The 13,717-nt window shown below is 72.3% G+C and carries 12 protein-coding genes, 2 tRNA genes and 1 pseudogene; 4 read left to right on the top strand and 11 right to left on the bottom strand.

The window, feature by feature from the left end:
- Positions 1-5: 5 nt before the first annotated feature.
- The 4 genes from ettA to BKA22_RS00385 all read right to left on the bottom strand — a co-directional run bounded on the left by ettA (position 6) and on the right by BKA22_RS00385 (position 5,754).
- Positions 6-1,688, bottom strand: coding sequence for an energy-dependent translational throttle protein EttA (gene ettA / locus BKA22_RS00370; protein WP_146952149.1), 1,683 nt, complete (start codon positions 1,686-1,688; stop codon positions 6-8).
- Between the two features lie 124 nt (positions 1,689-1,812).
- Positions 1,813-2,361 carry a single-stranded DNA-binding protein gene (locus BKA22_RS00375; RefSeq protein ID WP_146952148.1) on the bottom strand — a complete coding sequence of 183 codons (549 nt, stop codon included), beginning with the start codon at positions 2,359-2,361 and terminating at the stop codon, positions 1,813-1,815.
- 133 nt (positions 2,362-2,494) lie between these two features.
- A complete protein-coding gene (locus tag BKA22_RS00380) occupies positions 2,495-4,000 on the bottom strand; it encodes a GTPase (RefSeq protein ID WP_146952147.1) in 1,506 nt (501 codons plus the stop codon).
- A complete protein-coding gene (locus BKA22_RS00385; RefSeq protein ID WP_146952146.1) occupies positions 3,997-5,754 on the bottom strand; it encodes a dynamin family protein in 1,758 nt (585 codons plus the stop codon). Before BKA22_RS00385 ends, BKA22_RS00380 begins: the two co-directional genes overlap by 4 nt.
- A 152-nt stretch (positions 5,755-5,906) precedes the next feature.
- Between BKA22_RS00385 and BKA22_RS00390 the strand changes: the two genes are divergently transcribed.
- A tRNA-Arg gene (locus BKA22_RS00390) sits at positions 5,907-5,979 on the top strand.
- Between the two features lie 353 nt (positions 5,980-6,332).
- On the opposite strand, the gene BKA22_RS00395 is transcribed toward BKA22_RS00390, so the two are convergent.
- From BKA22_RS00395 to BKA22_RS00410, 4 genes and pseudogenes are all read right to left on the bottom strand, one after another.
- On the bottom strand, positions 6,333-6,800 hold the full coding sequence (locus BKA22_RS00395) for a hypothetical protein (RefSeq protein ID WP_146952145.1): 468 nt from the start codon (positions 6,798-6,800) through the stop codon (positions 6,333-6,335).
- Positions 6,801-7,076: 276 nt separating this feature from the next.
- Positions 7,077-7,922, bottom strand: coding sequence for a hypothetical protein (locus BKA22_RS00400; RefSeq protein ID WP_223203514.1), 846 nt, complete (start codon positions 7,920-7,922; stop codon positions 7,077-7,079).
- Between the two features lie 52 nt (positions 7,923-7,974).
- Positions 7,975-8,256, bottom strand: a pseudogene (locus BKA22_RS20465) (DNA/RNA non-specific endonuclease); the annotation flags it as partial.
- A gap of 104 nt (positions 8,257-8,360) precedes the next feature.
- Positions 8,361-9,365: an RNA polymerase sigma factor gene (locus BKA22_RS00410; protein WP_179561863.1), complete on the bottom strand. Its 1,005-nt coding sequence runs from the start codon at positions 9,363-9,365 to the stop codon at positions 8,361-8,363.
- A 349-nt stretch (positions 9,366-9,714) separates the two neighbouring features.
- On the opposite strand from BKA22_RS00410, the gene BKA22_RS00415 reads away from it, so the two are divergent.
- The 3 genes from BKA22_RS00415 (at position 9,715) to orn (ending at position 11,076) form a co-directional block, all read left to right on the top strand.
- A complete protein-coding gene (locus BKA22_RS00415) occupies positions 9,715-9,906 on the top strand; it encodes a hypothetical protein (protein ID WP_146952141.1) in 192 nt (63 codons plus the stop codon).
- Positions 9,907-10,186: 280 nt separating this feature from the next.
- Positions 10,187-10,363 (top strand): hypothetical protein, encoded by a 177-nt coding sequence (locus BKA22_RS00420; protein ID WP_179561571.1) that lies wholly within the window; start codon positions 10,187-10,189, stop codon positions 10,361-10,363.
- A 47-nt stretch (positions 10,364-10,410) separates the two neighbouring features.
- Positions 10,411-11,076, top strand: coding sequence for an oligoribonuclease (orn, locus tag BKA22_RS00425; protein ID WP_146952140.1), 666 nt, complete (start codon positions 10,411-10,413; stop codon positions 11,074-11,076).
- A 102-nt stretch (positions 11,077-11,178) separates the two neighbouring features.
- On the opposite strand, the gene BKA22_RS00430 is transcribed toward orn, so the two are convergent.
- The 3 genes from BKA22_RS00430 to BKA22_RS00440 all read right to left on the bottom strand — a co-directional run bounded on the left by BKA22_RS00430 (position 11,179) and on the right by BKA22_RS00440 (position 13,591).
- Complete coding sequence (locus BKA22_RS00430; protein ID WP_146952139.1) at positions 11,179-12,357, bottom strand: RtcB family protein; 1,179 nt, start codon at positions 12,355-12,357, stop codon at positions 11,179-11,181.
- A gap of 166 nt (positions 12,358-12,523) precedes the next feature.
- A tRNA-His gene (locus tag BKA22_RS00435) sits at positions 12,524-12,596 on the bottom strand.
- A gap of 68 nt (positions 12,597-12,664) precedes the next feature.
- On the bottom strand, positions 12,665-13,591 hold the full coding sequence (locus BKA22_RS00440; RefSeq protein WP_146952138.1) for an ATP-grasp domain-containing protein: 927 nt from the start codon (positions 13,589-13,591) through the stop codon (positions 12,665-12,667).
- Positions 13,592-13,717: the final 126 nt, after the last annotated feature.

Consider the following 13,717-nt stretch of genomic DNA (forward strand, 5'->3'; position numbering starts at 1 on the left):
GACCGTCAGTCCCGGCGCAGCTTGCGGTAGGTGACCCGGTGCGGACGGGCGGCGTCGGCGCCGAGGCGCGAGACCTTGTTCTCCTCGTAGGAGGCGAAGTTGCCCTCGAACCAGTACCAGGCGGCCGGGTCCTCCTCGGTGCCCTCGTAGGCCAGGATGTGCGTGGCCACCCTGTCCAGGAACCACCGGTCGTGCGAGACGACCACGGCGCAGCCGGGGAACTCCAGCAGCGCGTTCTCGAGCGAGCCGAGCGTCTCGACGTCGAGGTCGTTGGTGGGCTCGTCGAGCAGCAGCAGGTTGCCGCCCTGCTTGAGCGTGAGGGCCAGGTTCAGCCGGTTGCGCTCACCGCCGGACAGCACGCCTGCGGGCTTCTGCTGGTCGGGACCCTTGAACCCGAACGCGGCGACGTACGCGCGCGAGGGCATCTCGACGTTGCCGACCTTGATGAAGTCGAGCCCGTCGGAGACGACCTCCCACAGGGTCTTCTTCGGGTCGATGCCGCCGCGGCCCTGGTCGACGTACGAGATCGACACGGTCTCGCCGACCTTGAGCTCGCCGGCGTCCAAGGGCTCCAGGCCGACGATCGTCTTGAAGAGGGTCGTCTTGCCGACGCCGTTGGGGCCGATGACGCCGACGATGCCGTTGCGCGGCAGCGTGAAGCTCAGACCGTCGATGAGCTTGCGGTCGTCGAAGCCCTTCTCCAGCTTCGTGGCCTCGAGGACGACCGATCCCAGGCGCGGGCCCGGCGGGATCTGGATCTCCTCGAAGTCGAGCTTCCTCGTGCGGTCCGCCTCGGCGGCCATCTCCTCGTAGCGGGCCAGACGCGACTTGGACTTCGTCTGGCGGCCCTTGGCGTTCGAGCGCACCCAGGCGAGCTCCTCGGCGAGGCGCTTGGCGAGCTTGGCGTCCTTCTTGCCCTGGACCTCCAGGCGGGCGCCCTTCTTCTCCAGGTAGGTGGAGTAGTTGCCCTCGTAGGGGTACAGGCGGCCGCGGTCGACCTCGCAGATCCACTCGGCGACGTGGTCGAGGAAGTACCGGTCGTGGGTGACGGCGAGGATCGCACCGGGGTACTGCTGCAGGTGCTGCTCGAGCCAGAGCACCGACTCGGCGTCCAGGTGGTTGGTGGGCTCGTCGAGCAGCAGCAGGTCGGGCTTCTCCAGCAGCAGCTTGCACAGCGCCACGCGGCGGCGCTCACCACCGGACAGGACGGACACGTCGGCGTCGGCCGGCGGGCAGCGCAGCGCGTCCATGGCCTGCTCGAGCTGGGCGTCCAGGTCCCAGGCGTCGGCCGCGTCGATGGCCTCCTGCAGCTGGCCCATCTCGGCGAGCAGCGCGTCGAAGTCGGCGTCCGGCTCGGCCATGAGGGCCGAGATCTCGTTGTACCGGTCGAGCTTGCCGTGGATCTCGGCGACGCCCTCCTGGACGTTGCCCAGCACGGTCTTGTCCTCGTTGAGCGGCGGCTCCTGCTGCAGGATGCCGACGGTGTAGCCGGGGCTGAGCCGGGCCTCGCCGTTGGAGGGCTGGTCGAGCCCGGCCATGATCTTCAGGATCGTCGACTTGCCGGCTCCGTTGGGGCCGACGACGCCGATCTTGGCGCCGGGGAGGAAGTTGAGGGAGACGTCGTCGAGGATGACCTTGTCGCCGTGCGCCTTGCGCGCCTTGTACATGGAGTAGATGAACTCAGCCACTGGCTCTGTGTCCGCCTGCCTGCTCGGTGGTGGGGGGACGTGGCAGGTCGGCCGGCGTCGAGGTGTGCGCGTCGCGGGCCGACCTGCTGCGTCGTCGGGTGTGCCGGTCCCCCAGCCTAGGCGATCACCTGGCCAGCGCCAGGTCGCGCTCCTCCTCCTCGACAGCCACGAGCGTGCCGACCAGGTCGACGTCGTCGAGGGCCATGAGCGCCGAGACGTCCACGGGGTCGAGGCCCGGCTCCTGCTCGTCGCCGGGCTCGATCGCGGCGGTCTGCTCCCCCGCCGCGTCACCCTGCCCGCCGGTGTGCACGGTCCGCATGAACTGCGCGCTGCCGTACGTCAGGTCGTGGCCGATGGCGGCCGCCTCGATGACGAGCGTGGTGCGGGGGCCGTCGGCACCCGTCCAGTCCTCGGTGGCGATCCGGCCGTGCACCAGCACCGGGTCGCCCTTGCGCAGCGAGGTCGCGGCGTTGAGCGCGGTGCCCCGGAAGGCCTTGACGGTGAACCACTCGGTGCGGCCGTCCTTCCAGAGACCGGACTCGCGGTCGAACCAGCGCCGGGTGCTGGCCATGCGGAACGAGGTGTACGGCGTGCCGCCGTCGGTGCCCGGGTAGTGCCGGACGGGGGTCGCGATCCAGCCGACGAGCGTCAGGTCGAGGGAGTGCGTGCTCATGGGTGCCTCCGAGGGCGCGGGCCTCGCGGTGTGCGGGGCGGGTCGCGCCAGACTCGCGACGTCGGGTCCGGTCCCGTTCGCGACCGGACCCGCCCAGGAGAGCCCGCAGGCGCCGACCGGGGCTGGGGGTGGCTCAGCGGATGGCGGAGGCGGCCAGCTCGCGCACGCGCCGGTGCTCGGCGAGCACGACCTGCGTGGGCTCGACGAGCCGCACCACCGCCACGTGCTCGAGCGCCGAACGCCCGGCCCGCAGCACCCCGGAGGCCCGGCGTCGGGCCGCCGCCCGCCGCACGGCACCGGCGACGACCAGCAGCACCACACCCAGGACGACCAGGGCGATCGCACCTGCGGTCGTCCAGCCGTTGGCCGGCTCGCCACCGCCGAACCGTGAACCCACGGCGACCGAGGCCAGCAGCGCGCCCGCGCCCAGCGCGATCACGGCCAGCACCGTCACGGTGGCCGCCCAGCCTGAACGCCGTGCCGCGACGCCGACCCCCGCGAGCGAGTCCGCGACGGCCAGCCGCAGCTCGGCAGGGGTCGCCACCCGCTCGGCGACGTCCCGCGACCATCGCCGCGGAAGGCCGGGGGTCACAGCCGCGAGCCACGCGGCACGAGCGAGGTCCACGGCGTCGGACTGCACCGCGCCGAAGGCCGGCACGGTCCGGGAACCGCCACGAACGACGGCCGCGACGGCGTCCGCCACAGCCCGCAGGCCCGCGGCGCTCGCCAACGTCTCCACGACGTCACCCACCGCGAGGGCCGTCGGCGACGGCTCGCGCAGTCCGACCTGCGCGGCCACGAGCGCGGCGGCGTCGTTGACCTCGGCCCCGGCACGCTTGGCCGCGAGCGAACGCGTGCGAACGACGGCGGAGAGCAGGTCCCGCAGCTCGGCGACGCCCTCCCCCGTCACGGTCGAGATCGGCCGCACATCCACCCCGGTGAGCCCGTCCTCGACGAGCAGCCGCGCCACGTCGTCCGCGAGGTCGCCGCGCACGTCCGGCGGCACGGTGTCGACCTGGTTCAGCACGACGACCATCGCGGCCTCGTGCCCGACGAGCCGCTGCAGGTAGCCGGTGTGCAGCGCGTCGTCGGCGTACTTCTGCGGGTCGACGACCCACACGAGCAGGTCGGCCTGCGGCAGCAACCGGTCGACCACCTCGCGGTGCGCCGGCTCGATCGAGTCGTGGTCGGGCAGGTCGAGAAGCACCAGGCCGCGCAGGGGCGCCTCGGTGTCACCGTCGAGCAGGCTCTCGCGCACGATGCGGCGGTCCTCGGCGACGGTCAGCCAGTCGAGCAGCGGGTCGCCGTCCTCGCCCCACACGCACGCCGTGATCTGCGAGGTCGTCGGACGCTTGACGCCGACGTCGGCGAAGTCGAGCCCGCACACGGCGTTGAACAGGCTGGACTTGCCCGAGCCCGTCCCCCCGACGAGAGCGACGACCGTCTGGTCGACACCCAGCTCGATGCGCTCGCGCACCCCGTCGATCGAGCGCGCGACGCGTGCCACGACCGCGGGCTCGAGACGCTCGGCCCCGATGACGAGGGCTTCGTCGAGCGCGACCACACGGTGCGCCAGCTCGAGCGTCTCGTCACCGTGCAACGCGCCACGGGCGACCGGAACCGGCTCAGCAGTGCTCACGTGAGTCCCTTCAGGACGGCCAGCCGCAGCCGCAGCCGCGAGGCCGCGTCGTCGGCGAGGTCCGGGTCGTCCAACGCTGCGCCCGCCTGCGCCCGTTCGAGCGCCACCTGCGCCTCGACTCGGTCGACCAGCTCGGACGACAGCTCCTCGACCGCCTGGGAACCGGCCGCCCCGAGCACGTCCGCGAGCAGCTCACGGGCGGGCACGACGCCCGCGGCACCAGCCAGGGCGATCGCCGCGAGGCCCTCGGTGGTGAGGATCTTCTCCGCCTTGGCGCGCCTGCGCGCCTCACGCGTGACGTCACGACCGCGACGCACGTCGCCCTCGGGCGTGGTCGTGGGCGGGGGCACGGCGAGCGCCGCCCGCACCGCGCGAGGGCCCTGCGCGACCCAGGCGCGCGCCGTCTGCTCGGCAGCGGTCGTGCGGACCTGCACGCTGTCCCCGCTGGGCCAGGCGGCGTCGACCGAGGCTCCGCCCTCAGGGGCACCGGGACCGACCAGCCGCGCGCGCAGCACACGCTCCGTGTGCGTCCCGGCTGCACCCATCGCCGAGGTCACGGCACGGGCGAGGTCGGCCAGCAGCGGCTCGACCGCGACGGCCCGCGCCCGACCGGCACGGGCCGAGCCACGCAGCCGACCCGACGGCCGCGGGATGCCCGCGAAGGCAGCACCGGGTGTGGTCAGCTCGGCCCAGCGGGCGCGCACGGCGCCGTCGGCCACCGCACCCCCGCGCACCGAGGCCACCGCCTGAGCCGTCGGCTCGACGAGCGCGTCGTCGAGCGCGTCGGCGATCCGACCTGCCGCGTCGGCCTGGTGCTGGACGGCCTCGGCCAGCTCGTCGACCCACGGGCGCAGCGCGGACAAGGACCCGCGAAGCGTGCGCCCGATGACCGTGCGGGCACGGTCGGGACCGGCGAGCATCTGCAGCCAGCGCTGGATGGGCGCGACGACGGCCGAGGCGAGCAACCCCTCGTGCGGCCCGACGTCCGGCACCACGAACAGCGGCGAGCCCTGCAGCCCGTGCCCGCGCAGCCGTTCGAGCAGGTCGCCGCGCACGGTCGGCAACGAGGCCGGCGGCACCCGGTTGAGCACCATGGCGATCGACGTGCCGCGGTCGACGGCCGCCTGCAGCACCTGCCACGGCAGCGCGTCGCCGTAGCGCGCCGCGGTCGTGACGAACAGCCACAGGTCGGCGGCCTCCAGCAGCCGGTGCGCCGAGAGGCGGTTGGACTCCAGCACCGAGTCCAGGTCGGGCGCGTCGAGCAGCGCGATGCCCCGCGGGACGCTCTCGTCCGCGACGACCTCGACGGACTCCAGCACGGGGTGGTGCGAGAGCAGCTCGACGTCGAGCGGGTTGTGCACCAGGACCGGACGACGCGTGGTGGGCCGCAGCACGCCCGCGGCGCTCACCTCACGGCCGACCAGGGAGTTGACCAGCGTCGACTTGCCCGCACCCGTCGAGCCGGACACGACCACGACCGCGGGCGCCGACAGCTCGGTCAGCCGCGGCACGAGGTGCTCGGCGAGCTGGTCGACGAGACGAGCACGGGACGCCGCAGCCGCCTCGGTGTCCGACAGGTCCAGCGGGAACGTGGTCGCGGCGACATCGCGGTGCAGGTCACGGACCGCGTCGAGCAGCGACTGCGCCGCCAACGGGCGGGCCAGGACGTCGCGCGCGAGGGCCTCGTGGGCCGACGACGCAGGGCGCGCCGATGGCGCGGACTGCGGGTCTGCCTGCGCACTCACAGGGTCCATTGTCGGGGCGCGATCTGACCAGGCCAAACGCGCCACGCGGGTGACACGCGGGTGAACGGTCACCGAGGGACGATCCGGGCACCGCTGCACCCCTCCGGACGGACCCGCCCGGGGTCCCGTCCGTCACGACTACGCTGGTCGACGCACGTCCGGCCCCCGTAGCTCAACGGATAGAGCAACGGCCTTCTAATCCGTCGGTTGCAGGTTCGAGTCCTGCCGGGGGCGCCCACGCAAGCCGGCCCGCAGAGCACGATCCCCGTTCGCGGCAGTCGGATGACGTCGTGCTCGGGCAGGCCGAACGTGACGGGTGCCCGCACCCCCGCATCGAGCGCGTCGAGGAGCCGACCCGAAGCGTCGAGCGCGTCACCCACCCCGGTGTCGTCGACGTCGGCGTCTCGAACGGCCTGCTCGAGCAGCCCGGCGAGTCCGCGCGCCTCGCTCTCGGAGAGGGTCAGGTGGACGTGGCGCAGGGTGCCAGGGTGCCGTCAGGTGCGATGTTGGGATCGGGTTCCATGCCCCGCATCCGACCGGTGACCACCCACGAGGAGGCGCCACCGCCGGGCCCCCCAGCATCCGCCTCAGGGGCTCTGCGTGCTCGATCCAGGTCGGCCGTCGACGAGTGCACAGTGCGTCTCTCCGGTGATGGAGATCCCACCCGGCCCAGCGATGGTCGTCAGGACGGCACCCGTGGGCGTCCGCGCGGATAGCGCGAGCGCGCCGGCGGCCACGCCGTCGCTCCCGGTGTAGCCCAGGCCGGTCCACAGCGACGAGATCGTCTGCAGAGCAGCATCGGTGTCGGGTAGCTCGTCGTCGGACTTGATGGCGGCCAGTGAGTAGAAGACACCGATCCTCCCGTCGCGGCGTTCGCACGCCTGGGCGCTGTCGATACCCACCTCCGGTGCCACGTGCAGATCGATCGCCTCGGCGGTCTGGACGATCACCGCCTCGAGTTCCTCGCGGGCGTCCCATGCTGTTGGTTCGGCGGCGTCTTCGGCCTGGCGGGTCTGTGTCGCGTGGTTGACAAGGAACCCGGCGACGACGAACACCACTGCACCCGCCCCGACCACCCACGGCGTCCGCCGGCGAGGGCGCGGTGCCGCAACCGCACCGGACGCGTCCTCGCGCGCGTGCGACTCGGAGTCACCCAACAGAGGTTCCTTCCGCCCGTGTCAGCCAGGCTGCCGGGCTGGCCGGCGACAACTGACGCGATGTTCCACAGGCTCTTGGTGCCCGCTGCGTAGTACTCGGAGCGTCCAGAGGACGGAAGTGTGCCATCGGCGGCGAACGGCTGGTAGCCACCGTCAGTTGGGAACCGGGTCGGGCTACCGGCCGAGTAGCGTCCGCTCGTAAGCGCTGGCGGCCTGGGCTGGGAGCACATAGTTGCTCGTGGCCTCGATCGCTGCGAGCGCGGCGCGGGCGGCGACTTGGAACGTCTCAGCGTCGCAGTCATCGGCAGCCACGTCGACTGTCCACAGAATCAGGTCCCTGAAGAACGCAATCGACATGTAACCGCCGCCGACCTCGACGACGAGTGCCTCGTATGTTGTCGCGTTGCCGCGCCCATCCTCCCCCTGGTCGAACTGGGCGTGAACTGCATAGCCTCCGGTCTGGAGGCGTTCTCGAATCGCCACCGCCCACACATGCGCCTCGGCGGTGGTCGTGGCATCGATGACCATGTCCACGCTGCTGTTCGCATCGGTCGGCATGAGGTCGAACTGCCAGCGGGCCCCGTGCCATCCGGTCGGCGCCGCAGCGATGTCCGCCAGCCATGCCGGGGTCACCGCTGGGGCGCGCGGGAACTTCTCCAGGTCGGCGGCGTACGCGCTGGGGTCGAACTCGACCCGCGGCGGGTTGTCGTAGTTGAAGTCGGCTGTGATGCGTCCGTCAGCGCAAACGTCCACGTCAGCGTCGAACCAGGTCCCCGCTCCCGGCTGGTACGAGGCCGTGCGCAGTTGATGGAGTGCGTGAATGACCTTGATCGGCACCCGTGGCAGCGGCACCCGGGTGCCGTCGCGAAGCACCGCGATGGCTGACGGTTGTCCAACGTGGGCGACCTGTGAGTACCGGATCGCCACGTGCGTCCAGCCAGCAGGGGCCACGGCAGCGATCTGCGAGCCGATCGTTTGGTAGAACTCTGGCGACATGGCGGTGGCACGAGACTCGCTCACTGCAGGAAAGCCTCTGTCCGTTGGGAACACCGTCCACGAAGTACTGTGCAGTGAGCGTAGCGGGCCGCACTGACGTACCCGGATACTCGAGGTCGACCTCGAGTCGGAGGGTCGCATCGGGCTGGTTGGCGGCGATCGACCGGATGTCGGCCTTCATCGCACCGAAGCGGCCGTTGCCGATGTTGGTGTTCTTGGCCATCGCTACGAGGTTGATTCCTTCCCCGGGGCCACCGCCGGGGGCAGCGATCAAAGGTCCGCCCTGATCGCCAGCGATCCGGTCCGCCCGGCCGGACATGCGCTGCTGGCAAGGGTTCCGGTGGACCTTGGCGATCACCTGCGTGGAGAGCCTCCACTGAACCCGGGGCGAGACATCGAGTCCCGCCCGGGGGCACCGCAGCGGCGCGTACCCACGACGTCCCAGACGTCACCGCGGCCCGCTCACAGGTAGTCGCGCAGCGCCTGCGAGCGCGCCGGGTGGCGCAGCTTGGCCATGGTCTTGGCCTCGATCTGCCGGATGCGCTCACGCGTCACGCCGTACACGTGGCCGATCTCGTCGAGCGTCCGGGGCTGCCCGTCGGTGAGCCCGAAGCGCAGGGTGACGACACCGGCCTCCCGTTCGGAGAGCGTGTCGAGCACGGCGCCGAGCTGCTCGCGCAGCAGGACGAAGCTCACGGCCTCCAACGGCATGACCGCCTCGGAGTCCTCGAGCAGGTCGCCGAGCTCGCCGTCGCCGTCTTCACCGAGCGTCACGTGCAGCGAGACCGGTTCGCGTCGGTGGCGCTGCACCTCGAGCACCTTGGCGGGATCGATCCCGAGCTCGAGGGCGAGCTCGTCCGTCGTGGCCTCGCGGCCGAGCGTCTGGTAGACGTGCCGCTCGACGCGGGCGAGCTTGTTGATCACCTCGACCATGTGCACCGGGACCCGGATCGTGCGCGCCTGGTCGGCCATGCCGCGGGTGACCGCCTGGCGGATCCACCACGTCGCGTACGTCGAGAACTTGAAGCCCTTCGTGTGGTCGAACTTCTCGACCGCCCGGATCAGGCCCGCGTTGCCCTCCTGGATGAGGTCGAGGAAGAGCATGCCGCGCCCGGTGTACCGCTTGGCGATGGAGACGACCAGCCGCAGGTTCGCCTCCACGAGGTGCGACTTGGCACGACGCCCGTCGGCGACGAGGACGTCCAGCTCGCGCCGGGTCGCGTCGGTCACGGACCCCGGCGTCGCCAGCAGGTGCTCGGCGAACAGGCCGACCTCGATCCGCTGGGCGATGTCCACCTCCTGCTCAGCCGTCAGCAGCGCGATCCTGCCGATGGCGCGCAGGTAGTCCTTCACGGGGTCGGCGGTCGCGCCGGCCGCCTCGACGCGAGGGGCGGGGGCGTCGTCGTCCCCGGCCGAGAGCGTGAACTCCTCGTCGACGGTCGCGACCTCGGGGTGCGGCGGTGTCATGGTGTGCGTCACGGTCGCTGTCACGGTCATGGTGCGTCCTCTCGCCCAGGCTCCCGGGCGGTGGCGCCCGGGGTGCTGCACGCGCCTGCCGCGAGGCCGTGCGGCCGCGACGAACCAGAGGATGCCGACCCCCGCGGGGCTCGGACGCAGACCCCGGTCGATGAGGACCGGGCCGCTGTGCGCCGTCAATTCTACCGGCCGCCGCCCCGCCGTCACCGGGGCGGCGAGCCTCCCGTCACGGAGAAAATGACGTGCCCGGGGCGGGGTCGCCGTGGTGTCGTGGTCTCACCGCAACCGCATCGTCCAGACCCCCTCGAGGGGTCCGGTCGCTCACGCCCAGGAGACCCCCGTGCACCCCACCCTCACCTTCGACCTGATCCGCCAGGACCACGAGCGCCGCCTCGCCGAGGCCGCGATCGAGCGCGCCAACACGCGCGGGCGGGCGGCCAGACAGCCGTCCGACGCCTCGAGGCGACCCCCGTCGCGCACGTGGGCCTCGATCCTGCTCAGCACCGCACCGACCGCCCTGGTCGCGCGGTGACCTGCGACGGCGGTCTCCCCGGCCCGGGGGGACCGCCGCACGCGTTCCCGCTGCCGTGACCCGCCCCCGCGCACGGCCTCGCGTGGAACGATGACCCCATGCCCGCCCAGGTCAGCCCGCCGCCGACGCCGCGCGGCAGGGGCGCCCGGCCGCGGGCGGGTACGACGGCATGAGCAGGCGCGGCAGGGGCCGCCCTCAGGACCGCGGCCGAGGTCGGACCGCCACGCCCCCGGGCCGAGGCTCACGTTTCTCGACCTGGGTCGAACGGCTGGTGCAGGCCGTGGCCGCCGGGGCCGCCGCGGTGCTGGTGCTGCGCTGGGCGGGGATCGCGCCGAGGACGTGCCTGATCGCCGGAGCCTGCGCCTTCGTCCTCGTGCCGGTCGCCGCGTGGATCGCCTCGACCGTCCCCGGCCCTCCTCCGGGGTCCTCCCGCGAACGGGACGACCGGCGCCGCTGAGCCACCCCTGTCGCCCGTGCACCCCTCGGGCGCCGTAGGCTGGCCGCGTGACCAGCACGCCTGCACCCGGGACCACCAACGGGCACGAGTCGAACGACCGCATCGTCTGGATCGACTGCGAGATGACCGGTCTCGACCTGGGCGCCGACGCCCTCGTCGAGGTCGCCGCCGTCGTCACGGACTCCGAGCTGCGGGTGCTCGGTGACGGCGTCGACGTCGTCATCGCCCCGCCCGCCGAGGCGCTGGTGCAGATGAACGACTTCGTGCGCACCATGCACACGACCTCCGGCCTGCTCGAGGACCTTGCGGGCGGCACGACCCTCGCCCAGGCCCAGGCCACGGTCCTGGAGTACATCCGCACCTGGGTCCCCGAGCCGTCCAAGGCGCCGCTGGCCGGCAACTCGGTCGGCACCGACAAGGCCTTCCTCGAGCGGGACATGCCCGAGCTCGTGGGGCACCTGCACTACCGGGTCGTCGACGTCTCCTCGATCAAGGAGCTCGCCCGCCGCTGGTACCCGCGGGTGTACTTCGCCTCTCCGGCCAAGAACGGCGGGCACCGCGCGCTGGCCGACATCCTCGAGAGCATCGACGAGCTGCGCTACTACCGCGCGGCCCTCATGCCCGCGCAGCCGGGGCCGGACAGTGCCGCGGCGAAGGCCGTCGCGGCCCAGGTCGTGGCGACCTCGGTCAAGGGCACGCGCCTGCAGCCCTGACCCACCGCGGCGGCGCACGGATGCCGTCCGACCCCAGCACGCCGAAGGGCGCCGACCACGCGGTCGGCGCCCTTCGCTCGTCCCCCGGCATGCCGACGGCGATCAGTCGCCCTTGACGTTGACCACCTGCCGCAGCGTGTGCCGGATCTCCACCAGGTCCTTCGCGTCCTCCATGACGACGTCGATGTCCTTGTACGCCTGCGGGATCTCGTCGAGGAACGCGTCCGTGTCGCGGTACTCGATGCCGACCATCGCCGCACGCAGCTGCTCGTGCGTGAAGAGCCGCCGTGCCGCGGACCGGGAGTGGTGGCGACCCGCGCCGTGCGGCGAGGAGCTCAGCGAGAGCCGGTCGCCCTTGCCGGTCACGACGTAGGACGCGGTCCCCATGGAGCCCGGCACCAGTCCGGGGTCCCCGGCAGCGGCCCGGATGGCCCCCTTGCGGGACACCCACACCCGCTTGCCGAAGTGCTCCTCCTGCTCGGTGAAGTTGTGGTGGCAGTTGACCCGCTCGGCCTCGACGACCGGTGCCCCCATGTGCGCGCCGACCGCCGCGACCACGCGGTCCATCATCTCCTCACGGTTGAGCAGCGCGAAGTCCTGCGCCCACCGCAGCTGGCGGACGTAGGCCCAGAACTCCTCGGTCCCCTCGACCAGGTACGCCAGGTCCGGGTCGGGCAGGTCGATCCACCAGCGCCGGCACAGCTCGGCGGCGACCTTGATGTGGTGCTGGGCGATCTTGTTGCCGACACCGCGCGACCCCGAGTGCAGGAACAGCCACACGCCGCCGCCCTCGTCCACCGACACCTCGATGAAGTGGTTGCCGGACCCGAGCGACCCCAGCTGGAGGCGCCAGTTCCCGGCGTAGGAGCCGGGGTCGAACCCGGCCTCGGCGGCCTTCGCCTCCAGGGCGGTGACGCGTGCCTCCGCGGACGCCGTGACCCGCTGGTTGTGGTGCCCGGCCGACAGCGGCACCGCTCGCTCGATGGCCACGCGCAGCGGGGCGAGCGGACCGGCCGCCCGCAGCTCCTGCTCGGTCCACTGCGTGCGCACGGCGATCATGCCGCAGCCGATGTCGACGCCGACCGCGGCCGGGATGATCGCGCCGAGCGTGGGGATCACCGATCCGACGGTCGCCCCCTTGCCCAGGTGCGCGTCCGGCATGAGTGCGACGTGCGGGTAGACGAACGGCATCGAGGCGGTCCTGACGGCCTGCTCACGCGTGCTCGGCTCGAGGATCGACGCCCAGCTGATGAGCGTCCTGGTCAGGTGCTCGCGGGTCATTCCTGGTTCCTCCTGGTCTTCCGGTTCTCCCACGGGTCGTCCGCGGGGGCCCGAGTCGACCACGGCGAGGAGGCGGTGGGCCACTGGTTTGACGGGCCGGCCGGCACGGCGACGAGAGGAACGACGAAGGGCGCCGACCGCGAGGTCGACGCCCTTCGTGCTCACGGGTGGCTAACGGGACTTGAACCCGCGACCCCCTGGACCACAACCAGGTGCTCTACCACCTGAGCTATAGCCACCACGACCTGGCGCGTGCGCCAGGGACGACGAAAAGTGTACCGGGTCGCCGACCGTGGTCAGCACCGGCTCAGAACCGGGCTGCCACCGCGTCCGCGAAGCGCTCGGCCGAGCCCGGTCCGTGCTGGAAGAACAGCGACGGCTCGGTCAGCTCGAGCTCGAGCAGGACCGGGTTGCCCTCGTCGTCCGGGATGAGGTCGATGCGCGTGTAGAGCAGCGGTCCGTCGAGCTGCGGCAGCACCTGCGGGAGCGCCGCGACGACGCCGTCGGCCACCGTCCGCTCTGCCTCGGTCGCCTCGCGGGGCTCCATGACCTCCCGGCGGTACAGGACGCCCTCGGTCTCGCCCGCGCGGAACGGGCCGTCGAGCAGCGCACCCTTGCGCACGGAGTGGCTGAAGACGCCGTCGACGTAGACCAGCGCGGTCTCGCCGACCGTGTCGACCTGGCGCAGGTAACGCTGCAGCATGACGCGCCGACCGACCCCGAGCAGGTTCTTGGCGTGCGTGATGGCCAGCGAGCGCGAAGGCGTCTCGTCCGCGGCGTACCGGCCCGTGTCGCGCGAACCGGCACTGACCGTCGGCTTGATGACGAAGTCGCCGAAGGCCGGGAACCGGGTGTGGATCGCCCGGGAGTCGAAGTTCCGCTCGGGGTCCAGCCAGATCGTCGGCACGATCGGCACGCCGATGCGCTCGAGGTCGCGCAGGTAGGTCTTGTCGATGTTCCAGGTGACGACGTCCGCGGGGTTGTGCAGCTGGCTGGTGCGCTCGACGCGACGCGTCCAGTCGGCGAACTGCACGGGCCGGTCGGTGTAGTCCCAGGTCGAGCGGATCACGACGTGGGCGTACGTCGACCAGTCGACGGTCGGGTCGTCCCAGACGACCACGTCGGCCTCGACGCCGCGGCTGCGCAGGGCCTCGCGCAGCGGTGCGTCGTCGCTGTCGAGGTCCGGGAGGGCGGCGCAGGTCGCCAGGGCGAGGCGGGCGGTCGGGTTCGTCACCCGCTGAGCGTATCGGGCGGTGTCACCCCGGGGGGTTCCACCCCCTGCCGACCCGTTTCTCACCTGGTGCGACCCCTCAGCGGACCCTCGCGACACCCGATGTGCCGGACGAGGCCGGGTGGGTTG

This window comes from Cellulomonas soli, from assembly GCF_013409305.1.
GTDB lineage: Bacteria > Actinomycetota > Actinomycetes > Actinomycetales > Cellulomonadaceae > Cellulomonas > Cellulomonas soli.